Here is a 22,597-nt window from a genome sequence, read left to right as displayed (position 1 = left end):
AGGGAGCCGGCGATGGCGCCGAACGGGTTCTCCCGGCGTGACCTCGGGCTGATGTACCGGGCCGCGCGGCTGTACTACGCGGACGAGCTGAACCAGGCCACGATCGCGGAGCGGCTGACGGTCTCGCGGCCGACGGTCTCCCGGTTGCTGGCCGAGGCCCGCCGCGTCGGGATCGTGCAGATCACCGTGCACGATCCGGACACCCTGCGCGCCCGGGGCGACGATGCGGTCCGGCTCGCCGAGGCCCTGGGGATCGAGAAGACCTGGCTGGCACCGTCCGCGGCCACCGGTCTCGGGCCGTCCCTGGTGGAGCCGGTCGGCGAGGCACTGCGCGAGGCCGGGCTGGGATCCGGGGACGTGCTGCTGGTGTCGTCGGGACGGACGGTCTGGGAGCTCAGCCACGAGGCGCTGCCCCTGGTACCCGGCTGCGAGATCGTTCCGACCGTGGGCGGGGTGGCCGAGCCGGAGGCCTGGCACCAGACCAACGAGATCACCCGAGCCGTCGCGGAGCGGATCCAGGGACGTCCGCACTTCCTGTTCGCGCCGGCGATGCCGTCACCGGCGATGCGCGACACGCTCGCCGAGGACCCCGAGTTCCGCCGGGTCACCGGGTTCTGGACCGACGCCGCCGCGGCGCTGGTCGGCATCGGTGCGCCGCCTGCCGGTCGCGACTCGATCTCCACCTCGGTCCCGCTGGACGACGAGGGGCTGCAGGACGGCGTCGGGGACGTCTGCCTGAACTTCTACCGCTCGGACGGCGGACCGATCGACTTCCCGGGGAGCGACCGGATGGTGCGGATCTCACCCCGGGAGCTGCAGAAGGTGCCGCGGACGATCGCCGTCGCGGTCGGCGCGGAGAAGGTGCCGAGCATCGTCGGCGCGGCCCGGGCGGGGCTGTTCAACCGCCTGGTGACCGACGCGCCGACCGCGCAGGCGCTGCTGGCCTCCCTCGACGGCGGCTGAGCCACGCATGTTCGCCGCCGGGGCCACCCCGGCGACGAGCGCCGGCCGGTCCGACCAGGCACTCAGGCCTGCAGGGCGGCGACCACGACGCCGAGCTCGGCGTCCATCCGGTCCGCGGCCGGGGGCCGCGCGTCGTCCGGTGCGTGCCGGGCGGTGGCGTGCCGGTGCCCGATCGCGGCGGCGAGCAGCCGCGCCGCGCCCCGGACCCGCTCCGAGTCCGGCTGCCCGGACGCCGTCACGATCACCTCGCGGACGGCGGCGACGAGCTCGTCGAAGCGGCGGTTCAGCACGTCCCGGACGGCCGAGTGCGTGTCGGCCTCCCGCCACAGCAGGTGCGACAGCACGTACGAGTCGTCCTGCGAGCGGTCCAGGGCCGCGACCAGACCGTCCAGGCTGGCCGGGAGGTCACCGGGGACGATCACGTCGGAGCACCGGACGACGTCCGCCGGCAGCCGCTCCACCAGCGCCTCGAGCAGGTCGGCCTTGCGCCGGAAGTAGTAGTGCACCAAGCCCTTCGGTACACCGGCCCGGGCGGCGATCTTCGACGTCGGGGTCGCGTCGAAACCGAGCTCGGCGAACAGCTCCTCGCTCGCGACGAGGATCCGCTCCCGCGCCGGCTCGCCCTCGGTGTCGTGTTCGGCCATCTCCCGATCCTCCCGCGCACACGAAGCGGGCCGCGACCGTCACCGGTCGCGGCCCGCGGGAACCGTCGGTCAGTGCGCCGCGATCGCTCCGCGGTGCGCGGCGTTCGCGGCCGGGAGGGCGGTGGCGGCGACGATCACCGCCAGCACCCCGGCGGCCCAGGACGTCCAGGACGCCCCGGTGAGGTTGCTGTAGCTCATCACCCAGGGGGCGATGAACAGCAGGACCCCGAGCACGCCGTGCACGTACTCGCTCGACACCGATCCCGGCGCCCCGAGCGACCACAACGCGCTCGCCGCGAGCAGCACTCCGAGTACGACCAGCGTCCACGCGGCGGCGGCATCAGTCGTCGTCACGAGGGGAGACAGTGCGGTCAGCACACCGATCACCAGCGCGGCCCAGTCCTGCCAGCGCTGCCATGACCTCTCGACCATCGCGATCCACCTTCTTCGTGTGTCCCCGTGGGGAGTCCCTCTCCGGACACATCCCGGTCTACCCCTGGTTGGCCGGCCGGTCAAGACTGGGGGGCCCACCACCTCCCGACGCCGGACGTCGCCCGGGATCCGATCACGACCCGCGCGGCGGGCCGGTCAGGACGTGGGCGAGGTCCAGGACGTGCCGGTGATCCGGCGGTACACCTCCGCGTAGCGCTCTCGCACGACCTGCACCACCTCCTCCGGCACCTCCGGCCCCGGCGCGGTGCGGTCCCAGTCCAGCCCGGCCGACCAGTCGCGCACGTACTGCTTGTCGAAGCTGAACTGCACGTGGCCGGGCTCGTAGGAGTCGGCGGGCCAGAACCGGGACGAGTCCGGGGTCAGCACCTCGTCGCCCAGGACGATCCCGCCGTCGGTGTCCCGGCCGAACTCCAGCTTGGTGTCGGCGACCAGGATCCCGCCCGCGGCGGCCGCGGCGGCGCCGCGCCGGTAGACCTCCAGGGTCAGGCTCCGCAGCTGTTCGGCGGTGTCCCCCCCGACCGTGGCGACGACCTCGTCGAAGGTCATGAACTCGTCGTGGGAGCCGACCGGGGCCTTGGTGGTCGGGGTGAAGATCGGTTCGGGCAGCTGCGAGCCCTCGACCAGCCCGTCCGGGAGCCGCACGCCTGAGACGGTGCCGTCGCGTCCGTACTCCTGCAGGCCCAGGCCGGTGAGGTAGCCGCGGGCGATGCACTCGACCGGCAGCATCTCCAGCGGGCGGCAGCGCACCGCGCGCCCGGCGAACTCGGCCGGGACGTCGTGCGTGCCGAGCACGTGGTTTCCGACCAGGTCCGAGGTCCGGTCGAACCAGTACAGCGACAGCGCCGTGAGGATCGCGCCCTTGTCCGGGACCGGCGTCGGCAGCACCACGTCGTAGATCGACAGCCGGTCGGACGCGACCAGCAGCAGCTCGGCCGGGTCCACCGACTCGTCGAGGTAGAGCTCGCGGACCTTGCCGGAGTGGACGAGCTTCACAGGATCCCTCTCAGAGAATCGACGACGGCGTGTACGCGGCGGCCTCGGGGTGCTTCGCGGTGATCGCGGCGATCTGCTCGTTGACGGCCGCGACCTGGGCCGACGCCGCGCCGGTGAACCGCAGCGGGCCGTCGAGCAGCCCCTCCAGCGTCCCGGCGGGCAGGCCGAGCCGGTCGTCGCCGGCGAGGCGCTGCAGCAGGTCGTTGTCGGCCTGGCCCTGCTCGCGCATCGCCAGCGCCACACCGACGGCGTGCTCCTTGATCACCTCGTGCGCCGTCTCCCGGCCCACCCCGGCGCGGACGGCGGCCATCAGCACCGCGGTCGTCGCGAGGAAGGGCAGGTAGCGGTCCAGCTCGCGGGCGATCACCGCGGGGTAGGCGCCGAAATCGTCGAGCACGGTCAGCGCGGTCTCGTAGAGCCCGTCCAGGGCGAAGAACGCGTCCGGCAGCGCGACCCGGCGTACCACCGAGCAGCTCACGTCGCCCTCGTTCCACTGGGATCCGGCCAGGTCCGCGGTCATCACCGAGAGCCCGCGCAGGATCGTCATCAAGCCGTTGATGCGTTCCGCGGAACGCGCGTTCATCTTGTGCGGCATGGCGCTGGAACCGACCTGGCCGGGGGCGAAGCCCTCGGTGGCGAGCTCGGCCCCGGCCATCAGCCGGATCGTGGTGGCCAGCGACGACGGCGCCGCGGCAAGCTGCACCAGCGCGGTGACGACGTCGTGGTCCAGCGAGCGCGGGTAGACCTGCCCGACGCTGGTGAACCCGGCGGCGAACCCGAGGTGCGCCGCGACCCGCTCCTCCAGCTCGTCCAGCTTCGCCTCGTCGCCGTCGAGGAGGTCCAGCATGTCCTGCGAGGTGCCCATCGGGCCCTTGATCCCGCGCAGCGGGTAACGCGAGCGCAGGTCCTCGAGCCGGCCGTGCGCGACGAGCAGCTCGTCGGCGGCGGAGGCGAACCGCTTGCCCAGGGTGGTGGTCTGCGCGGCGACGTTGTGGCTGCGGCCGGCCATCACCAGCTCGGCGTACTCACCGGCGCGGCGGCCGAGCCGGGCCAGCAGCGCGACGGTCCGGTCGGCGACCAGCTCCAGGGACAGCCGGATCTGCAGCTGCTCGACGTTCTCGGTGAGGTCCCGGCTGGTCATGCCCTTGTGCACGTGCTCATGGCCGGCGAGGGCGTTGAACTCCTCGATCCGGGCCTTCACGTCGTGCCGGGTGACCCGCTCGCGCTCGGCGATCGAGGCCAGGTCCACCTGCTCCACGACGGCCTCGTAGTCGGCGACCACCTGCTCGGGAACCTCGATGCCGAGGTCGCGCTGGGCGCGCAGGACCGCGATCCACAGCCGGCGCTCCAGCGCGATCTTGTACTCCGGCGACCAGAGACGGACCAGCTCCGGGCTCGCGTAGCGCGCGGCCAGCACGTTGGGAATCACGTGACGCGATGGTAATCGCCGTCGGCCAGGGCCTCGCGCAGCGCCTCCCGGCCGATCCCGCGGGGATCGGGGGCGGCCTCGATCAGCCCGGAGATGACGATGCCGTCCACCAGCGCGGTGATCCGGCGGACGCCGCCGGACTCCGGCCGGTACCCGGCGCGGGTCAGCGACTCGGTGAGCAGCTCGTCGAGCTCGACCCGCTGCTCGCGCATGAGGTCGGCCAGGAACGGCCGCCGCCCGGCCCCGACCAGCCGCTCGAACCGCAGCAGCACCGCATGCAGGCCGCCGCTGCGCGAGAGCGGGCCGAGCAGCAGGTCGAGGACGATCTCTGCTGGATCGTCGCCGGCGTCCAGCGCCGCGCGGGCGTCGTCGAGCTCGTCCCGGGCGACCTGCTCGGCACCGGCGGTGACCAGCTCGTCGAGCGAGGAGAAGTAGTATGTCGTCGCGGCCAGCGGCACCCCGGCCCGCTCGGCGACGGCCCGGTGCCGGATCGCGTCGAACCCACCTTCGGCGAGCAGCGCGGCGGCCGCCGCCACCAGCTGGGCACGGCGGCGCTCGCCCTTCTCGGTCTGCTTCCCCGGGGTCGCCACCGGCCCATCCTGCCCTGGTCGGCGCCGCCTGCCGAGTGACATTCCGGTCTCGCCGCGGCGAGCCGTGCCCGCGGCTCGCCGGGACGGCGGTGCCGTGACCTTTTCGTGACCCTGCCGTGTCGTCGGAGCCCCCGATGCAGGAGACTGGGCGAGTGCGCCCGTCACCCCGCAACCGCCGAGCAGTGCGCGGTTCCACCCGCGGAGCCGTCCCCGACGACGAGCCGGTCGATCTCCGGTCGGACACCGTGACGGCCCCGGACGCGGCGATGCGGTCGGCGATGGCCGAGGCCGCCGTCGGCGACGACGTGCTCGACCGCGACCCGACGATGCGCGAGCTGGAGGAGCGGGTCGCCGGGCTGCTCGGCGCCGCCGACGCGCTGTGGACCCCGACCGGGACGATGGCCAACATCGTCGCGCTGATGAGCCACCTGGACCGCGGTCAGGCGTTCCTCGCCCCGCAGGGCTCGCACGTGCTCGACTTCGAGCTCGGGACGTCGGCGTGGCTGGCCGGCGGCATGCCCCGCCCGCTGCCGCACGACGGCGGCCCCGGCAAGGTCACCGCCGCCGCGGTCCGCCGCGCCGCGGCCACCGACGGGTCCTACGCCGCGCTGCACCCGGCGCTGCTCTGTCTGGAGAACACGCACAACGCCGCGGGCGGCACCGTCACCGCGCCGGAGGAGCACGCCGCACTCGCCGCCGCCGCCCGGGCCGCGCGGCTGGCCGTGCACCTCGACGGCGCGCGGCTGTGGAACGCGGCCGTCGCGCTGGGGGTCCCGCCGGGGGCGCTGACCGTCGGCGCGGACACGGTGTCGGTGTGCCTGAGCAAGGGCCTCGGCGCGCCCGTCGGATCGGTCGTCGCCGGGTCGGTCGAGTTCGTCGAGCACGCCCGGCGGCTGCGCAAGATGCTCGGCGGCGGTGTCCGGCAGGGCGGGATGATGGCCGCGGCCGGGCTGGTCGCCCTGGAGAACGTCGACCGGCTCGCCGAGGACCACACCCGGGCCGCGACCCTGGCCGCCGGGCTGCGCGAGCGCGGCTGGCGGGTCCGGGAGCCGCAGACCAACATCGTGCTGGTCGACGTCGCGGACGTCGCCGGCACCATCGCCGCGTTCGCCGAGGCCGGGGTCCGTGCCGGGGCGATCGCCGGGAAGCTGCGGCTGATGACCCACCGCGACGTCACCGACCGGCACATCGCCGCCGTGCTGGACCGGATCGGCGAGGTCGGCCCGGCCAGCACCGGGTCGCCGGGGGCTCCCCCGGCCCAGCTGGACCGCACCCGGGACCTGCCGCAGCAGGCGCGCAGCGCGCTCAGCTGACCGCCGGGCTCAGACCCAGGCGCGCAGGCGCTCCAGTGCCGCGGAGATCCCGTCCGGCTCGCCGGCGCAGGAGAACCGGACGTAACCGCCGCCGTCGACCGGGTCGAAGTCCGGGCCCGGGGCGACCGCGATCCCGGTCTCGGCGAGCAGCCGGTAGGTCAGCCCCATCGAGTCCTCGCCGTCACGGAGCAGGTGCGCGACGTCGGCGTAGACGTAGAAGGCACCGTCCGCGGGGGCGAGCCGGTCGATCCCGATCCCGGGCAGTCCGGACAGCAGCAGGTCCCGGTTGCGCCCGTACCGGACGACGTGCGCGTCCGCCTCGGCGTAGGAGGTCTCGTCGAACGCGGCCAGCGCAGCGTGCTGGGGCAGCGCGGGCGGGCAGACGGTGAAGTTCCCGGCCAGGCCCTCGACGGTGCGGCGCAGCCGCGGCGGGCAGACCAGCCAGCCCAGCCGCCAGCCGGTCATCGAGAAGTACTTGGAGAACGAGTTGACCAGCACCGCCTCCCGCGAGGTCTCCCACGCCGAGGTCGTCGCGGGGCTCCCGGGGAACGTGATGCCGTGGTAGATCTCGTCGCTGACCAGCTGGATCCCGCGCTCTTCGCAGTAAACGGCGAGCGCGGCCAGCTCGGCCGGCTCGAGCACGGTGCCGGTCGGGTTCGCCGGGCTGGCCAGGATCAGGCCCTTCACCGGCTCGTCGAGCTCCTCCAGCATCGCCACCGTGGGCTGGAACCGGGTCTCCGGCCCGCACGGCAGCTCGACGACCTCGCAGCCCAGCGCGGAGAGGATGTTGCGGTAGCAGGGGTAGCCGGGACGGGCCATCGCGACCCGGTCGCCGGCGTCGAACGCGGCCAGGAAGGCCAGCAGGAACCCGCCGGACGAGCCGGTGGTGAGCACCACGTCACCGGGATCGACGTCCAGGTCGCGGGTGCGGCGGTAGTGCCCGGCGACGGCCTCGCGCAGCTCCGGGATGCCCGGCGCGACCGTGTAGCCGAGGACCTCGCCCTGCAGCGCGGCCACGGCCGCGGCGCGGACCGGTTCGGGGGCCGGGGTGGACGGCTGGCCGGCCGAGAGGTTGATCAGGTCGCCGTGGCTGCGGGCCCGCTCGGCGGCCGCGGCCCACACGTCCATCACGTGGAACGGGGCGACGGCGGCGCGGGCGGCGACGGTGAGCCGGGAGGTCCCGGTCCTCGCGGCGGTGCTGGGTCCGGTCACGGGTCCCGAGGGTAGGCCGCCCGTCGGCGGGGCAGCGCGGCAGCCGGTCGCCGGGGCCCGCGCGCCCGGCCGGGAGCCCGGAGCTGGCGCGCGGACGTCCAGCGGGCCCGGCCCCTCCCCCGAGGGGAAGGGGCCGGACCCGCCGTGGTGACCCGTCACGGACGGAAGGTCACTCGGCGGCCTCGAGGCCCAGCGCGTCGAGCGCGCCACCGAGCTGCGCCTCGGTGTCCGCGACGGTGGTGTCGAGGTACTCGGCGATCGGGGTCAGCTCGGCGGCCTGCGCCGAACCGCTGAACGCCAGGGTCGCGAGCGGCGCGGCGACGACGGCACCGACGAGGGTCAGCGCGCGACGACGGCGGGCCGGCTGGGGAGCGTTGGCCATGATGGATCCTCCTGTGGCTCAAGGGCACCGGCTGTGCCCCTGCTCCGAACGATCCACGGGCCGGGCACCGTGATCAAACGCAGATGACCGGCTTTACCTGCTATTCAAGATCTTTCTACACATCCGCGGGACGCCCGGCCACGTGCGGGAGAGATCAGCTGGTCACGAAGGGATCGACGCCGAATAGACCAACCTCACACGGTCATCTGGCCGTAAAGCTGAGGAAATAATCAGCGCAGGGAGACAGGCATGCTGACCTCTCCACGTTCGGCGCGCAGCCCGATGTCGGTCCGGTGGTGCGAGCCCGCCAGGCGCACCGGCTCCAGCCGGGCGTAGGCGTCGGCCCGCGCCGCGGCCAGGTCCGCGCCGGTCCCGACGACCGACAGCACCCGACCGCCGCAGGACACGACCGCCCCGTCCTCGCGCCGCCGGGTGCCGGCGTGCCGCACCCCGTCGCCGTCCGCTCCGGTGATCACGTCCCCGAGGCGCGGGGTGGCCGGGTACCCCTCGGCCGCCACCACCACGGTCACCGCCGAGTCGTCCGACCAGTCCGGCGGCGGCTGCTCGGCGAGGGTGCCGGTGGCCGTGGCGTGCAGCAGCCGGGCCAGCGGGGTGCGCAGCAACGCCAGCACCGCCTGGGTCTCCGGGTCGCCGAAGCGGCAGTTGAACTCGACGACCGCCGGGCCCTGGGAGGTGAGCGCCAGGCCGGCGTAGAGCAGCCCGGAGAACGGCACGCCGCGGCGGTCGAGCTCGGTGGCGACCGGGCGGACGATCCGCTCGACCAGGTCGTCGGCCAGGCCCGCGCCGGCCCAGGGCAGCGGGCAGTAGGCGCCCATCCCGCCGGTGTTGGGGCCGGTGTCGTCGTCGCCGACGCGCTTGAAGTCCTGGGCCGGCAGCAGCGGCACCACGGTGGTCCCGTCGACCAGGCAGAACAGCGATGCCTCCGGGCCGTCCAGGAACGACTCCAGCAGCGCCGGGTGCCCGGCGTCGAGCAGGCCGAGCGCGTGCGCCCGGGCCACCTCGACGTCGTCGGAGACCACGACACCCTTGCCGGCGGCCAGGCCGTCGTCCTTCACGACGTAGGGCGGGGTGAACACGCCCAGCGCGGTGTCCAGGTGGGCCGGGTTGTCGACCACCACCGAGGACGCCGTCGGCACCCCGGCCGAGCTCATCACCGACTTGGCGAACGCCTTGGACCCCTCGATCCGGGCGGCCCCGGCACCCGGTCCGAAGCAGGCGATGCCGGCCGCGCGCACCGCGTCCGCGGCCCCGCTGACCAGCGGCGCCTCCGGGCCGATCACCACCAGGTCGGCCTGCCAGGTCCGGGCGACGGCCACGACGGCGTCGTTGTCGCCGACGTCCAGGCCGAACTGTTCGGAGACGGCCGCCGTTCCGGCGTTGCCCGGGGCGCAGGCCAGGGCCGTCACCTCCGGATCCTGCGCCAAGGACACCGCGATGGCGTGCTCTCGCGCGCCGCTACCCACGACCAGGATTCGCACGGGAGCCGAGCGTAGAGGCGCGGCGTGCGGGGGGTGGAACCGGCATCCTCGACCCCGCACCGCGGGTCCCGGGAGCGACGCGCACGCGGCCGCGCCGGTGACGACCCGGCACCGCGGCTCGGCCGGGTCAGCGCCCGCCGACCCGGTCCAGGAACGCGCCGACCAGCGCGCCGACGTGGGTCGGCCGCTCCTCGTGCGTGAAGTGCCCGGTGGCGGGGAGCGCGTGGTGGGTGAACCCGGCCCCGGCGAACCGGCGGGTCGCGCGCATGGTCGCGTCCAGCACGCACGGGTCGTCGGCGCCGTGCACCTGCAACACCGGCACCCGCACCGGCCCGGAGACGTCCCTGGCGAACCGGCGGCCGTCACTGCGCAGCTGGGAGCGCACCGCCCACCGGTAGTACTCCAGGCTGCAGTGCGCGACCGTGGAGATCCGGATCGCCTCGCGGTTGCGCCGGAGCGCGTCGGCGAAGTCCTCGGTGCCGATCCAGTCCCGCCCGGCCCAGGCCCGCATGATCCGCTCGACGCGGGCGCCGCCGTCCGCACGCAGCGTCCGTTCCGGACGGCGCGGGACCTGGAAGCCCGCCATGTAGCGGCTCGCCCGGCCCTGGCCGAGCGGGTCGCGCAGCAGCGCATCGCGCATCGTCGTCGGGTGCGGGGCGCCGAGTCCGGTCAGCGAGGCGATCAGCCGCGGGTGCAGCGCGGCGACGCTCCAGCCGATCGCGGCGCCCCAGTCGTGCCCCACGACGTGAGCGCGCCGCTCACCCAGCGCCCGGACCAGGCCGGCGCAGTCCCCGGCCAGGGTCCACAGGTCGTAGCCGCGCGGGGTCTTGTCGGTGTCCCCGTAGCCGCGCAGGTCCGGCGCCACGACCCGGTAGCCGCGCCCGGCCAGCAGCGGCACCAGATGCCGCCAGGTCCACCAGAACTCCGGGAACCCGTGCAGCAGCACCACGAGCGGGCCGTCCGGCGGTCCGGCCTCGGCGAGGTGGATGCGGATCCCGTTCGCCGAGACGTGCCGGTGCGTCCACGGTCCGGCGACCCGCACGACAGCCGGGTCCACCGGGACGCCCACGGCTCAGCCCGCAGCGGCGTGCCGCCCGGACGAGCCGTCGCCCAGCTCGCGGACGTTCTCCTGCTCGTCGCCCTTGCCGCGCTGGGACAGCATCTGGGCGGAGTCCTTGAGCGAGTCGATGGTCCGCTCCGGCTTGCGGATCTTGCGGACCCGCAGGTAGCCGAGCAGGCCGAACACGCCGGCCACCAGCACCATGAGCAGGAAGGTGATCCCGAAGCCGGCGGCCCGGTTGAGCCACAGCGACAGGAACTCGGCCAGGGTGAAGAACAGGTAGAACAGGCTGAACAGCCCGATCACCGCGGCGATGACGAAGAAGACGCTGCCCTGCACGCCCTTCTTCACCTCGGCGGTCACCTCGGCCTTGGCCAGCTCCACCTCGGAGCGGACCAGGGTCGACATGTGCGCGGTGACGTCCTTGGCGAGCGCCCCGAGGGACTGCTCGCGGGGACCCGGCTCGGGCGTGAGCGGGATGGAGGGCAGGACGGGCGGAACCTCCGCGTCGCCGGACTGGCTGGTCGAGCTGGCCACCGTGATCCCTCCTGCGCGCTCGGCCCCGGAGTCCTGATTCCCCCGGACGGCCGTCGATCGTGAGCCGTCATCGTGCCATGGGGATCCCTCGCCTGCTCGGCTACGCCACGCCGTCCCCGTCCGGAGGAGGGTCGCTCACTCGTCCGGGTGGCGGGTGGGCCGGCCGCGCTGCTGCTTGAGCGTCCCCCGGTGCGTCTTGGCGTCCAGCCGGCGGCGCTTCGACCCGGCCGTCGGACGGGTCGGCCGCCGCTTCGGCGGGCCGGCCGCGGTCGCCTCGGCCAGCACCGACGCCAGCCGTTCGCGGGCCGCCTCCCGGTTCCGCAGCTGGCTGCGGTGCTCGCGCGCCACCACCGTCAGGATGCCGCCGGCCAGCCGGTGCGCGAGGCGTTCCAGGGCCCGTTCGCGCAGCCCGTCCGGGACGCTCGGCGAACCCGCGACGTCGAACGAGAGCTCCACCCGGGAGTCGGTGGTGTTGACGCCCTGCCCACCCGGTCCCGACGCACGGGAGAACCGCCACCGAAGCTCCCGCTCCGGCACGACGAACCCCCGCCGCACCCGAACCCCGTCCCCGTCCATCCCCGCATTGTGGGCTCCTGGGTGGGTGACCCGCGTTGTGGAGCCGTGGCGCGGTCCCCGGACGCGGCTCGCGTCCGGGGACCGTGGTCACCGTGCAGGCGAGCGGGTCACTCCTCCTTGGACTCCGACATCCCGCTGGTGATCATGTCCATCACCGAGGTGTCGGCCAGCGTCGAGACGTCGCCGACCTCACGGTTCTCCGCGACGTCGCGCAGCAGCCGGCGCATGATCTTGCCGGAGCGGGTCTTCGGCAGCTCCTCGACGACCATGATCTGGCGCGGCTTGGCGATCGGGCCGATCTCCTTCGAGACGTGGTCCCGCAGCGCCTTGATCGCCTCGTCGCCCTTGGCGTCGTCGTCGGCGGCCGTGCCCCCGCGCAGGATCACGAACGCGACGATGCCCTGGCCGGTCGTCTCGTCGGCCGCGCCGACGACGGCGGCCTCGGCCACGGTCGGGTGGCTGACCAGCGCGGACTCCACCTCGGTGGTGGAGATCCGGTGCCCGGACACGTTCATGACGTCGTCCACCCGGCCGAGCAGCCAGATGGCGCCGTCGTCGTCGTACTTCGCGCCGTCACCGGCGAAGTAGTAGCCCTGCTCGGCGAACCGGGACCAGTAGGTCTCCTTGTAGCGCTCGGTGTCGCCCCAGATGCCGCGCAGCATCGACGGCCACGGCTTGTCGATGACCAGGTAGCCGCCCTCGCCGTTGCCGACCTGCGTGCCCGAGTCGTCCACGACGATCGCCGAGATCCCCGGCACCGGCCGCATCGCCGATCCCGGCTTCGTCGCGGTGACGCCCGGCAGCGGGGCGATCATGGTCGCGCCGGTCTCGGTCTGCCACCAGGTGTCGACGATCGGGCACCGCCCGCCGCCGATCTTCTCCCGGAACCACATCCAGGCCTCGGGGTTGATCGGCTCGCCGACCGTGCCGAGCACCTTCAGCGAGGACAGGTCGTACTGGGCGGGGATGTCGTCGCCCCACTTCATGAACGTCCGGATCAGCGTCGGCGCGGTGTAGTAGATCGAGACGCCGTACTTCTGGACGATCTCCCAGTGCCGGCCCTCGTGCGGGGTGTTCGGCGTGCCCTCGTAGACGACCTCGGTCGCCCCGTTGGCCAGCGGGCCGTAGACGATGTAGGTGTGCCCGGTGACCCAGCCGATGTCGGCAGTGCACCAGTAGACGCTCTCGCCGGGCTTGTGGTCGAACGTCACGTCATGGGTGTAGGCCGCCTGGGTCAGGTAGCCACCCGAGGTGTGCAGGATGCCCTTCGGCTTCCCGGTGGTGCCCGAGGTGTAGAGGATGAACAGCGGGTGCTCGGAGTCGAAGGCCTGCGGGGTGTGCTGGTCGGAGGCGGCGTCGACGACGTCGTGCCACCACAGGTCGCGGCCCTCGGTCCACGGGACCTCGGTCTCGGTCCGCCGCACGACCAGGACGTGCTCGATCGAGGTGCCCTCGACCGCCTGGTCGGTGTTCTCCTTCATCGGCGCCGGCTTGCCACGCCGGTACTGGCCGTCGCTGGTGATCAGCAGCTTGGCCTCGGCGTCCTCGATCCGGGCCTTGAGCGCCCCCGGGGAGAACCCGCCGAACACCACGCTGTGCAGCGCACCCACCCGGGCGCAGGCCAGCATCGAGATCACGGCCTCGGGGATCATCGGCAGCTGGATGGCGACCCGGTCGCCCTTCCCGACGCCCAGCTCGGCCAGCGCATTGGCGGCCTTGGAGACCGCGCGCTGCAGGTCGGCGTAGGTGATGGTGCGGGAGTCGCCCGGCTCACCCTCCCAGTGGATCGCGACCCGGTCGCCGTTGCCGGCCTCGACGTGCCGGTCCACGCAGTTGTACGCGACGTTCAGCTCGCCACCCACGAACCACTTGGCGAACGGGGGCTGCCAGTCCAGGACGGTGTCCCACTTCTTCGCCCAGCTCAGGCGTTCGGCCTGTTCGGACCAGAACGCCTCCCGGTCGGCGTCGGCGCGGTCGTACCACTCGGCGGTGGCGTTGGCCTGGGCGGCGAACTCCTCCGACGGCGGGAACGAGCGGCTCTCGGTGGACAGTGCGCTGAGTGCGCCGCTGCTGTTCTCGGACTCGGCCATGGTCCTCGTGTCCTCCTCGACGCGGCAGTGAACGGGCCGGAACGACCCCGTAGCGCACGTGACGTGCGCACGCGTGTGCGGGCCGACGCTAGTGAACCCGATCGCCGTCCGCACCGTCTGTGTGGGTTTCCCGGCACACCGCTCGGCGAGCGGACCCACCGTTGGAGCAGGTCGGAGGCGGTTCCGGGCCCCTGGCCCAGGGCCGGTACCCACCGCGCGGCTCGGCGGGTGGCCGACCGGCGGCCGACCGGTGTCCGACGAGCGGTCGGCCACCGGGGTGCGACGATGACGCCATGGCCCGGACCGCGACCGACGACCCACTCGGCCCGCTCGCCCTTCTGCCCGGCGTGCCCGAGGCGGTGGAGCGCGCGCGGGACGCGGCGACCGAGGTCCACAACCAGCCGGTGAACCGGCGGGGCTGGCCGGCGACGGCCGCCGAGGCGGCGCTGCGCGCGGCCCGCTCGTCGGCGGCCCTGGACGGCGCCCCGCTCACCCCGGCCACCACCGACCACGTGTCCGATCCGGTGCTGGCCGGGGCGGTCCGGATCGCCGACGAGCGGGCCCGGCTGCTGGACACGTGGGGGCGGGCACCGCTGCAGGGGCTGGCCCGGCTGCACGTGCTGGCCGCGACCGACCTGGTCCCCGCGGCCGAGCACGAGACGGTGCTCGGCCGGCCCCGGGCGGGGGTGTCGTCGCGGCTGTCGACGCTCGCGGACCTGCTCGGCGGTGGGACCCGGGTACCGGCGCCGGTCCTGGTCGCCGTCGTGCACGGCGAGTTGCTGTCGCTGCGCGCGTTCGGGACGGCCGACGGCGTCGTCGCCCGGGCCGCCGCCCGGCTGACGGCGATGTCGTCCGGTCTGGATCCCCGCGGGCTGTGCGTGCCCGAGGTCGGTTTCCTGCGCCGGCAGCCGGCCTACCGGGAGGCGGCGGAGGGGTTCGCGGGAGGCACGCCCGAGGGACTGGCCCGTTGGATCACGCACTGCTGCGCGGAGTGGGAGGCCGGCGGCCGGGAGGGTCTGTCGATCGCCTCCGCGCAGGGGAGCTGACCAGGGGTCACCACCGGGCGGGCGCGGCCACGACCCGGGCCGACCACGACGAAGAACCGGGCGGTACCCCCGTCAGGAGCACCGCCCGGCCCGACGCGAGTCCGGGATCCCTGCGTGCACTACGTGTCGTGTGTGTATGGCCTCGGCGCCCGGCGTCCCGGTACGCAGTCCCACTACGACATGCCTCCCGCGGCGTGCTCTCCGTGGAGTGCCCGGATCTCGCGTACGGCCCCCGAGCCTGGGGGGACGGGCTCTTCTCCTCCGAACCGCCCCTGGCCTGACCCGGTTTCCGTGCCCCTCTTCCTAGTCCTGGGGGCCGAAGGTGGGCAACCCTCGCCATCGGGTGCACCGGTTCAGCAGCAGGGGGTGACCGGTCCGGCGTCCGGGTGGGTGCGCGGGGTCGCCCGGACGGCGGTCTCGTTGCCGGAACCCCGCCGATCACGACGGGCACGGTTGCGACACAGCGCGACGAGACCGCCGGCCGCGGTGAGGGCGGCGAGGGTCGCGGCGGACCGTGTCACCGGGCTCCCGGACCCGGTTCGTGCCGGGCCGGTCCCCGGCCGGTCCGCGCCCTCCGTCCCCGCCGGGTCGGCGCCCGGCCGGCCTTCTGCCGCACGGTCCGCCCACGCCGAACCGGCGAGCGCGACATCGGCGGGTCGGGCGGCCGTGGGTCCCGGGCCGGCCGGGCCCGCGAACCGGTCCGCGAGCCGGTCCCGCAACCGGAAGAGCCGGTCCCGGCGCGAGCGGGCCCGCACGAACGCGAGCACCGGCCAGCCCCGCTCGCGGGCGATCCGGCGCAGTTCCCGGTCCGGGTTCACCACCGCGGGCAGGCCGACCGCCTCCAGCAGCGGCAGGTCGGTGATCGAGTCGGTGTAGGCGGCGCACCGGGCGAGGTCCAGCCCGGCTCCGGCCGCGATCTCCCGGGCCGCCTCGGCCTTGCCCTCGCCGTAGCAGTAGTTCTCGATCTCCCCGGCGTAGCGGCCGGCCTCGATCCGCATGGTCGTCGCGCGGTACCGGTCGACGCCGATGAGGGCGGCGATCGGTTCGACCACCTCCAGGCCGGACGCCGACAGCAGCACGAGCTCGGCGCCCTCCGCCCGGTGCCGCTCGATCAGCCGCCGGGCCTCCGGGTAGACCAGCGGGCCGATCACCTCGTGCAGGGTCGCGGCGACGATCGTGCGGACCCGCTCCACCTCCCAGCCCTGGCAGAGCAGGGTCATCCTGCGGCGCAACGTGTCCATCGTGGACGCGTCGGCGCCGGCGAGCACCAGCAGCAGCTGGGCCCACGCACCGCGTAGCACGGTCGCCCGGTCGATCAGGCCGTACCGGGCGAACGGCCGGGTGAACGCCAGCGCGCTGGAGCCGGCGATGATCGTGTTGTCCAGGTCCAGGAAGACCGCCTGCAGCGGGAGCGAGGCGCCGCCGGGACCGGTCGGCGGCGCGGGCGTCGCGGTCGGGACGGGCGCGGAAGCGTCGGGCACGGGTGCGGAGCCTGCCAGACCGGGACCCACTGCAGCACCGGCCGGAAGTACCGGCACGACCCCGCTCCGCCGCCCGGCCCGGTGCGGGGTACCGGCCACAGCCGGTTCCGGGGCCGACAGCGCAGAGTGACCGGCGGACACGACCGGTCGGCGGCAGTGGGCCACCGGTCGGCGTACTCCGCGGCTGCCGGCCGCCGCGCACCACACCGCCTCCCGGACCGGTCGGCGCAGGCCACGGGCCGGGTCTGGGCGGGATGGCGCGATTACGGCTACAGTTGGGAGAGCTCGGACGTGGTCCGGGCGCGGTTCAGCTCGACCCCCCGGGGCTGAACCGACCGACGGCCCCCGCCAATCCCCCCTGGCGGGGGCCGTCCTCTGTGCAGGGCGGTCCTCTGTGCAGGGCCGTCCTCTGTGCAGGGTCGCCCCCGTTGCTCGCCGCCCGAGCTGTCGGTCGTATCCGCCGGACGTATTGCTCCGCGCCCGTGCAGGCCGCTCCGCGCTCGCACAGGCCGCCCGCGCAGGGCCCTCCCCCGATATCCATCCTGCCCGACGGCACCGACCGTTCCGGGCGAGGACGCCCGCCCCGAGGCCGTCTGTCCACAACCTCCGAAGTTGTCCACAGGCCAGGAATCGACCGCTCCACCGGCCCCGCCGCGCCGCACGCTGGGCACCGGACCCGTACCGACGGGCCGGGGCGGAGGAGGGGCGATGGAACGGCAGAGCGACCGGGCGCAGGGCCGGCAGGCAGGCCGGCAGTCGGGGCGGCAGCAGGATCGGCTCTGCCTGATCGTGGCCGAGGATCCGGACCTGCTGGACGCGTTGCTGCGGCTGGCCGCGGCCGCCGACGTCGCGGCGCAACGGGCGGCCGACGCGGCGGACGCCCGCCGGGCCTGGTCCCGCGCACCGATGGTGCTGCTCGACCGGGCCGGCGCCGTCCGTTGCCTCCGTGCCGGGTTCGGCCGACGGGGCGGGGTGGTGATCGCAGTGACCGGCGAGCCCGTCGCCGAGGACTGGCGGGTGGCCGTCGCGCTCGGCGCCGACCGGGTCGTGGAGTTGCCGCTGGGCGAGGCCACGCTGGCCGGGATGCTCGCCGACGTCCGCGAGCGCACCGCCGCCGGCGGCCGTTCGGGGCAGGTGGTCGCGGTCGTCGGTGGCTGCGGCGGCGCCGGAGCGTCCGTGCTGGCCACGGCCGTCGCCACCGTGACCGCCCGGGACGGCGCCGGCGCGCTGCTGGTCGACTGCGATCCGCTCGGCGGTGGTCTGGACCTGCTCGTCGGTCTCGAACAGGCCGAGGGCATGCGGTGGCCCGAACTGACCATCGGCGACGGCCGGGTGCAGGCGGCATCGCTGCACGCCGCGCTTCCGCACGCCGGCTCCGGGCGCACCCCGCTGTCGGTGCTGTCCTGCGCGCGATCCCCGCAGGGCCCCGACCCGTCCGCGGTGCCGGTAGTGCTCGACGCCGGCCGCCGCTCCGGCGACACCGTGGTCTGCGACGTCCCCCGCTACCCCACCGATGCTGCGCTCGCCGCGGTCGGCGGCGCCGACCTGGCGGTCCTGATCGTCCCGGCCGGGCTCCGGGCCTGCGCGGCCGCCGCCCGGGTCGTCGACGTCCTGGCCGAGCACGCCGCGACCGTCGAGCTGGTCGTCCGCGGCCCGTCCCCCGGCGGGATCACTCCCGACGAGGTCGCCGGGGCGCTCGGGCTGCCGCTGCTGCACGCGATGCGGGCCGAGCGGGACCTGGCGGGGGCGATGGAACGCGGTCGCGTCCCGGGGTCGGGCCGCGGTCCGCTCGCGACCGCCGCCCGCGCCGTGCGCGCCCGGCTCACCGCCGCGGACCAAGGCGTCCTCGGGGCGGCGTCGTGACCTCGCTCGTCGAGCGGGTCCGGGCCCGCCTCGCCGACGGCGGCGGGGAGATCGGTCCGGCCGCCGTCGCCGCCGCGGTACGCGCCGAGACCGGTGGTGTCGCCTCCGACCTGGATGTCCTCGCGGCCTTGCGGACGCTGCGTCAGGAGTTCACCGGCGCGGGCCCGCTGGATGCCCTGCTGCGGGACCCGCGCACGACCGACGTGCTGGTCACCGCCCCGGACGCGGTCTGGATCGACCAGGGTGCGGGGCCGCGCCGCACGACGGTCACCTTCGCCGACGAGGCCGCCGTACGGCGCCTGGCCCAGCGGCTCGCCCTGGTCGCGGGCCGCCGCCTCGACGACGCCAGCCCGTACGTCGACGGCTGGCTCGCCGAGGCCGGGGTGCGTCTGCACGCCGTGCTGCCCCCGGTCTCCGCCGGCGGGACCTCGATCTCGCTGCGCGTCCTGCGCCCGGCCCACCACGACCTGTCCGCGCTCCGCCGCAGCGGCACGCTGGACGCGCCCGGCGAGTCCCTGCTGCGTGCGATCGTCGCGGCCCGGCTGGCGACGCTGGTCGCCGGTGGCACCGGAGCCGGGAAGACCACCCTGCTCAACGCCCTGCTCGGGGCGACCGACCCCGGGGATCGCCTGGTGACGGTGGAGGACGCCGAGGAGCTGCGCCCCCGGCACCCGCACGTCGTCCGGCTGGTCGCCCGGCCGCCGAACATCGAGGGCGCCGGCGGTGTGCCGCTGCGCGAGCTGGTGCGGCAGGCGCTGCGGATGCGGCCGGACCGGCTGGTGGTCGGGGAGGTCCGCGGCGCGGAGGTCTGCGACCTGCTGGCGGCCATGAACACCGGCCACGAGGGCGGCGCCTGCACCGTGCACGCCAACTCGGTGCGCGAGATACCGGCCCGGATGCGGGCGCTCGCCGGGCTCGGCGGGATGGGCCCGGCCGCGCTCGACGGCCAGCTGGCGGCAGCGGTGCAGGTCGTCCTCCAGATGCGCCGACGGCCGGACGCCGGTCGGGTCCTCGACGAGGTCGGCGTGCTCCGCCGCGACGACGGCGACCTGCGTGTCGAGGCCGCATGGACCCGAGACGGTGGCCCCGGGCCCGGCCACCCGCTGCTGACGACCCTGCTCCGGGAACGCGGGGTGACACCGCCGTGCTGAGCGTCCTGACGTCCTCACCCGCCCGCAGCGCGTCGATCCTGCTACTGCTCGCCCTGGCCGTCCTCGGCCTACCCGCCGGAACCGGTGCCGCCCGCCTGCGCGAACTCACCTCGCGGCGGCGGCGGTTCCGACCGGCCGCGCCGGCCACACCCGCCGTCTACGGCGGGATGCTGGTCGCGGGATGGGTCGTGCTCGGCCCCGCCGGCGCCGTGTGCGCCGGCGCCGGCACCTGGGTGGTGCGGCGGCGGCTGCGCGCCCGCCGGGCCGCCGAGCGGGAGACCCGTGCGGCCACCGAGCTGGCCGACTCGCTCGCCCGGATCACCGACGAGCTCCGCACGGGTGCCCACCCGGCGGTGGCCTTGGCCGGGGTCGCCGACGACGGCCCGTTGGCCCGCGAGCTCCTCGGGCCGGCGGGGTCGGCCGCCGGGATCGGCGAACCGGTGCCCGACGCGTTGCGCCGCACCGCCTCCGACCGGCCGGTCGCGACCCGCGATCTGGAGCGTGTCGCCGCAGCGTGGGAGCTCGCGGACCGACACGGAGCACCGCTGGCCGACCTGCTCGCCGGGGTCCTCGACGACGTCCGGTGGCGGCTGGCGCACGGCGCCCGGGTCCGTGCCCAGCTCGCCGGACCGCGCGCGACGGCGTCGGTGCTCACGGCACTGCCACTGGCCGGGATCGGCCTCGGGCAGCTCATGGGGATCGCGCCGCTGACCGTGCTGCGCAGCGGCGCGATCGGCCCGATGCTGCTGCTGCTCGGCGTGGCGCTCACCACGGCGGGTGCGCTGTGGAGCGATCACATACTGCGTACGGCGGTCCCGTCGTGACCGCCGCGGTGCTCGGTCTCCTCGCCGCCGCGCTGCTGGTCGGTGGCGGACGACCGGCGGCAGGGCGGCTGCGCGGGCTGGCCCCGCGGCCGGTCGCCCCGCCCCGCCCGCCGGACCGGCCGCTGGTGCTGACCGTCCTGCTGCCTGCCGGGGCCGCGCTCGGCTGGGCGGTCGGTGGCCCGGCAGGTGCCGCGGTCGGTGCCGGCGCCGGCGGTGCGGTACTGCTGCTCCTCCGGCGGGCGGCCACCCGCGGCGTCGCCGACGCGGGCGACCTCGCGGCCGCCTGGGACCTGCTCGCCACCTGTCTCGCGGCCGGGTTGACCGTTCCGGACGCCGTCGCCGCTGCCGCGCGGCGGCTTCCCGGGCCGGCCGGGGAGGCGGTGCGACGGGTGTCCGGGCTGCTCGCTCTCGGTGCCGACCCGGCGCAGGCGTGGTCCGCCGTGTCCGCCGACCCCGACCTGGCCGGGTTCGCCCGCGCCGCAGGACGGTCGGCGGCGACCGGCGCCGCGCTCGGTCGGGCGGCCCGCTCCGAGGCGGCCCGGCTGCGGGGCGACCTGGCCGACCGGGCCGAGGAGCGCGCACAGCGGGCGGCGGTCCGCATCACCGCCCCCCTGGGGCTCTGCTTCCTGCCCGCCTTCCTGGTCCTCGGCATCGTGCCGGTCGTGATCGGGCTGGCCGGGCAGGTGATCGCCCGGTGGTGACACCGGACGTGTCCCGGGCCTGCCACCGGCTGGCCCACGACCGAGGAGAAGACCGATGACCCGAACCCGCCCGACCGCATCCCGCCCGATCTCACCCCGCCCGGCCCCGCATCGTTCGACGGCGGGTGCTCCGGACCGACCGGTGCCCGTCCCGTCCACCGGCGCCGGGTCGGCGCCCCCGGAGCCCGACCTGCGCGGGCGCCTCAGCCGGCTCGCTCGGGACGACGAAGGCATGTCCACGGTGGAGTACGCCGTCGGAACCGTGGCCGCGGCGGCGTTCGCGGCGCTGCTGTACGCGATCGTCAGCGGCGACGACATCGTCGCGGCGCTGACCGGGATCGTGCAGCGTGCGCTGTCCGCGACGTTCTGAGCGGGCCCGGGCCGACGACGGCGCCGTCACTGTCGAGGCCGCGCTGGCTCTGGGGACCCTCGTCCTGGTCGCGGCGGCCGCCGTCGCCGCGGTGGCCGCGGTCGCCGGCTCGGTCCGTTGCACCGACGCGGCCCGCGAGCTGGTCCGGCAGGCGGCCCGCGGCGACGCCGACCGCGGCCGGGTCGCGGCGGCCACGCTGGCACCCACCGGCGCGGACACCGAGCTGCGGTTCGACGGTGACACCGTCGTCGCCACGGTGACCGCACGCCCGGCCTGGCCACTGCCGATCCGGATCACCGGTTCGGCGACCGCGGTCACCGAACCCGGCCTGACCGCCGGTGGGGCGCCCGCCCCGGCGGGTGGAACCGACCGGGCGGGCGGGAGCGACGCCAGAGCCGACGAACCGCCGGGAGCCGGTGGCGCGGAAGCACGCCCGGACGACGAGCTGCCGGGCGACCCGTCCGTACCCCCGGCCGACGACCTGCCCGGCGGCCCGGCCGCGTCCGGTGCGGCCGTGGACGGTGCGGCGTCCGGTCTTCCGGCAGCACCCCGGCCGGTACCGCCCGGGACGGCGCCGCCCCGGGCGGTGGCGTCGGTTCCCGAACCCGCGGATCGCGGCGGTCGGCCCGCCGCGGCACCGGGGAGCAGGCGGTGAGCCCGCGCCCGGCCCGCCTCCGCGGCGACGACGGCGTCGCGTCGGTATGGACGGCCACCGCGGCCGCGGTCCTGCTCCTGACCGCGATGGTGTGCATCGACGTCGCCGCCGCGGTCCGTGCCCGGCACATCGCCTCGGCGGCCGCCGACCTGTCCGCGCTCGCTGCCGCCGGGCGCTCGGTCGACGGCCCCGGACCGGCGTGTGCGGTCGCCGCCGACATCGCCGCACGCAACGGAGCCGAGGTCACCGGCTGCCGGCTCGACGGATGGGACTCCCTGGTCGAGACGCAGACACAGTGGAGCGGGCTGCTCCCCGTCCGGGACCCGGCGAGCGCCCGAGCCCGGGCCGGTCCCGCTCCGGTGGACGGTGGTGGGGCCGGGTTCGCGCCACCGTGACGCCGCCGCACGACGTGATCATGGTCTCGGTGAGCGGTCCGCGCTCCTGGATGAACGGACGGAGAACAGTGCGCCACGTGACCGCCACGACAGCACGGGCCGGACACCGGCGACGAGCGACGACTCGTCGTCGACGCCGGACCGATCGCCGACGGCGGGCGCGCCGGGACTGGTCACCCCGCGCCCACTACGGCCTACTGGGAGTCGTCGCGGGGCCGGGCAGGGTCCGGTCCGCCCCCGGCACACCGGCCACGCTCCCCAGAGCGCGATGGGGTCGGAGCGCACCACGCGCCCCCGTCCGACGCCGTCGCACCGAGGTCGCCGCTGGCCCACCTACCCCCCGACGGGTGGGTCGGCGGTGCCCGTTCAG

At 75.4% G+C, this 22,597-nt stretch carries 23 protein-coding genes; 10 read left to right on the top strand and 13 right to left on the bottom strand.

Annotated features, from left to right (window positions below; all coding sequences use genetic code 11):
* The first annotated feature begins 12 nt into the window (after positions 1 to 12).
* Positions 13 to 963 carry a sugar-binding transcriptional regulator gene (locus tag ACLFMI_RS05240; RefSeq protein WP_410946579.1) on the top strand — a complete coding sequence of 317 codons (951 nt, stop codon included), beginning with the start codon at positions 13 to 15 and terminating at the stop codon, positions 961 to 963.
* Between the two features lie 62 nt (positions 964 to 1,025).
* On the opposite strand, the gene ACLFMI_RS05235 is transcribed toward ACLFMI_RS05240, so the two are convergent.
* The 5 genes from ACLFMI_RS05235 to ACLFMI_RS05215 all read right to left on the bottom strand — a co-directional run bounded on the left by ACLFMI_RS05235 (position 1,026) and on the right by ACLFMI_RS05215 (position 5,072).
* Complete coding sequence (locus ACLFMI_RS05235; protein WP_410946578.1) at positions 1,026 to 1,607, bottom strand: TetR/AcrR family transcriptional regulator; 582 nt, start codon at positions 1,605 to 1,607, stop codon at positions 1,026 to 1,028.
* 69 nt (positions 1,608 to 1,676) lie between these two features.
* Positions 1,677 to 2,039: an SPW repeat domain-containing protein gene (locus ACLFMI_RS05230; protein WP_410946577.1), complete on the bottom strand. Its 363-nt coding sequence runs from the start codon at positions 2,037 to 2,039 to the stop codon at positions 1,677 to 1,679.
* A gap of 156 nt (positions 2,040 to 2,195) precedes the next feature.
* Positions 2,196 to 3,053, bottom strand: a complete 858-nt coding sequence (locus ACLFMI_RS05225) for a phosphoribosylaminoimidazolesuccinocarboxamide synthase (protein ID WP_410946576.1) — start codon at positions 3,051 to 3,053, stop codon at positions 2,196 to 2,198.
* A 10-nt stretch (positions 3,054 to 3,063) separates the two neighbouring features.
* Positions 3,064 to 4,482 carry an adenylosuccinate lyase gene (purB, locus tag ACLFMI_RS05220; RefSeq protein ID WP_410946575.1) on the bottom strand — a complete coding sequence of 473 codons (1,419 nt, stop codon included), beginning with the start codon at positions 4,480 to 4,482 and terminating at the stop codon, positions 3,064 to 3,066.
* Entirely contained in the window at positions 4,479 to 5,072 is a 594-nt protein-coding gene (locus ACLFMI_RS05215; RefSeq protein ID WP_410946574.1) for a TetR/AcrR family transcriptional regulator, read from the bottom strand. Before ACLFMI_RS05215 ends, purB begins: the two co-directional genes overlap by 4 nt.
* Before the next feature lie 266 nt (positions 5,073 to 5,338).
* On the opposite strand from ACLFMI_RS05215, the gene ACLFMI_RS05210 reads away from it, so the two are divergent.
* Positions 5,339 to 6,385 (top strand): threonine aldolase family protein, encoded by a 1,047-nt coding sequence (locus tag ACLFMI_RS05210; RefSeq protein ID WP_410946629.1) that lies wholly within the window; start codon positions 5,339 to 5,341, stop codon positions 6,383 to 6,385.
* A 9-nt stretch (positions 6,386 to 6,394) separates the two neighbouring features.
* On the opposite strand, the gene ACLFMI_RS05205 is transcribed toward ACLFMI_RS05210, so the two are convergent.
* The 7 genes from ACLFMI_RS05205 to acs all read right to left on the bottom strand — a co-directional run bounded on the left by ACLFMI_RS05205 (position 6,395) and on the right by acs (position 13,741).
* The gene (locus tag ACLFMI_RS05205; protein WP_410946628.1) at positions 6,395 to 7,513 is read right to left on the bottom strand and encodes a pyridoxal phosphate-dependent aminotransferase; all 1,119 of its coding nucleotides are present in this window, start codon (positions 7,511 to 7,513) and stop codon (positions 6,395 to 6,397) included.
* Positions 7,514 to 7,766: 253 nt separating this feature from the next.
* A complete protein-coding gene (locus ACLFMI_RS05200) occupies positions 7,767 to 7,979 on the bottom strand; it encodes a hypothetical protein (RefSeq protein ID WP_410946573.1) in 213 nt (70 codons plus the stop codon).
* Between the two features lie 230 nt (positions 7,980 to 8,209).
* A complete protein-coding gene (gene purD, locus ACLFMI_RS05195) occupies positions 8,210 to 9,478 on the bottom strand; it encodes a phosphoribosylamine--glycine ligase (RefSeq protein ID WP_410946572.1) in 1,269 nt (422 codons plus the stop codon).
* 127 nt (positions 9,479 to 9,605) lie between these two features.
* On the bottom strand, positions 9,606 to 10,520 hold the full coding sequence (locus ACLFMI_RS05190; RefSeq protein ID WP_410946571.1) for an alpha/beta fold hydrolase: 915 nt from the start codon (positions 10,518 to 10,520) through the stop codon (positions 9,606 to 9,608).
* Between the two features lie 30 nt (positions 10,521 to 10,550).
* Positions 10,551 to 11,081 (bottom strand): phage holin family protein, encoded by a 531-nt coding sequence (locus ACLFMI_RS05185; protein WP_410946627.1) that lies wholly within the window; start codon positions 11,079 to 11,081, stop codon positions 10,551 to 10,553.
* A gap of 129 nt (positions 11,082 to 11,210) precedes the next feature.
* Positions 11,211 to 11,651 (bottom strand): alternative ribosome rescue aminoacyl-tRNA hydrolase ArfB, encoded by a 441-nt coding sequence (gene arfB, locus ACLFMI_RS05180; protein WP_410946570.1) that lies wholly within the window; start codon positions 11,649 to 11,651, stop codon positions 11,211 to 11,213.
* 107 nt (positions 11,652 to 11,758) lie between these two features.
* Complete coding sequence (gene acs / locus ACLFMI_RS05175; protein ID WP_410946569.1) at positions 11,759 to 13,741, bottom strand: acetate--CoA ligase; 1,983 nt, start codon at positions 13,739 to 13,741, stop codon at positions 11,759 to 11,761.
* 293 nt (positions 13,742 to 14,034) lie between these two features.
* On the opposite strand from acs, the gene ACLFMI_RS05170 reads away from it, so the two are divergent.
* Positions 14,035 to 14,787 carry an oxidoreductase gene (locus ACLFMI_RS05170; RefSeq protein ID WP_410946568.1) on the top strand — a complete coding sequence of 251 codons (753 nt, stop codon included), beginning with the start codon at positions 14,035 to 14,037 and terminating at the stop codon, positions 14,785 to 14,787.
* Between the two features lie 353 nt (positions 14,788 to 15,140).
* On the opposite strand, the gene ACLFMI_RS05165 is transcribed toward ACLFMI_RS05170, so the two are convergent.
* Entirely contained in the window at positions 15,141 to 16,268 is a 1,128-nt protein-coding gene (locus tag ACLFMI_RS05165; RefSeq protein ID WP_410946567.1) for an HAD family hydrolase, read from the bottom strand.
* 708 nt (positions 16,269 to 16,976) lie between these two features.
* Here ACLFMI_RS05165 and ssd point away from each other — a divergent pair.
* The 7 genes from ssd to ACLFMI_RS05130 all read left to right on the top strand — a co-directional run bounded on the left by ssd (position 16,977) and on the right by ACLFMI_RS05130 (position 22,227).
* Positions 16,977 to 18,131, top strand: coding sequence for a septum site-determining protein Ssd (ssd, locus tag ACLFMI_RS05160; protein ID WP_410946566.1), 1,155 nt, complete (start codon positions 16,977 to 16,979; stop codon positions 18,129 to 18,131).
* Positions 18,128 to 19,282, top strand: a complete 1,155-nt coding sequence (locus ACLFMI_RS05155; RefSeq protein WP_410946565.1) for a TadA family conjugal transfer-associated ATPase — start codon at positions 18,128 to 18,130, stop codon at positions 19,280 to 19,282. The genes ssd and ACLFMI_RS05155 overlap by 4 nt, the downstream gene beginning before the upstream one ends.
* On the top strand, positions 19,276 to 20,106 hold the full coding sequence (locus ACLFMI_RS05150; protein WP_410946564.1) for a type II secretion system F family protein: 831 nt from the start codon (positions 19,276 to 19,278) through the stop codon (positions 20,104 to 20,106). The genes ACLFMI_RS05155 and ACLFMI_RS05150 overlap by 7 nt, the downstream gene beginning before the upstream one ends.
* Positions 20,103 to 20,807, top strand: coding sequence for a type II secretion system F family protein (locus ACLFMI_RS05145; protein ID WP_410946563.1), 705 nt, complete (start codon positions 20,103 to 20,105; stop codon positions 20,805 to 20,807). The genes ACLFMI_RS05150 and ACLFMI_RS05145 overlap by 4 nt, the downstream gene beginning before the upstream one ends.
* Before the next feature lie 142 nt (positions 20,808 to 20,949).
* Positions 20,950 to 21,177 carry a DUF4244 domain-containing protein gene (locus ACLFMI_RS05140; RefSeq protein WP_410946562.1) on the top strand — a complete coding sequence of 76 codons (228 nt, stop codon included), beginning with the start codon at positions 20,950 to 20,952 and terminating at the stop codon, positions 21,175 to 21,177.
* Positions 21,155 to 21,832, top strand: a complete 678-nt coding sequence (locus tag ACLFMI_RS05135; RefSeq protein ID WP_410946561.1) for a TadE family type IV pilus minor pilin — start codon at positions 21,155 to 21,157, stop codon at positions 21,830 to 21,832. Before ACLFMI_RS05140 ends, ACLFMI_RS05135 begins: the two co-directional genes overlap by 23 nt.
* Positions 21,829 to 22,227 (top strand): Rv3654c family TadE-like protein, encoded by a 399-nt coding sequence (locus ACLFMI_RS05130; protein WP_410946560.1) that lies wholly within the window; start codon positions 21,829 to 21,831, stop codon positions 22,225 to 22,227. The genes ACLFMI_RS05135 and ACLFMI_RS05130 overlap by 4 nt, the downstream gene beginning before the upstream one ends.
* Positions 22,228 to 22,597 lie beyond the last annotated feature (370 nt).

It is taken from the genome of Pseudonocardia nantongensis (genome assembly GCF_046546495.1).
Classification (GTDB): domain Bacteria; phylum Actinomycetota; class Actinomycetes; order Mycobacteriales; family Pseudonocardiaceae; genus Pseudonocardia; species Pseudonocardia nantongensis.
This window is presented reverse-complemented; position numbering and strand designations above follow the sequence as displayed.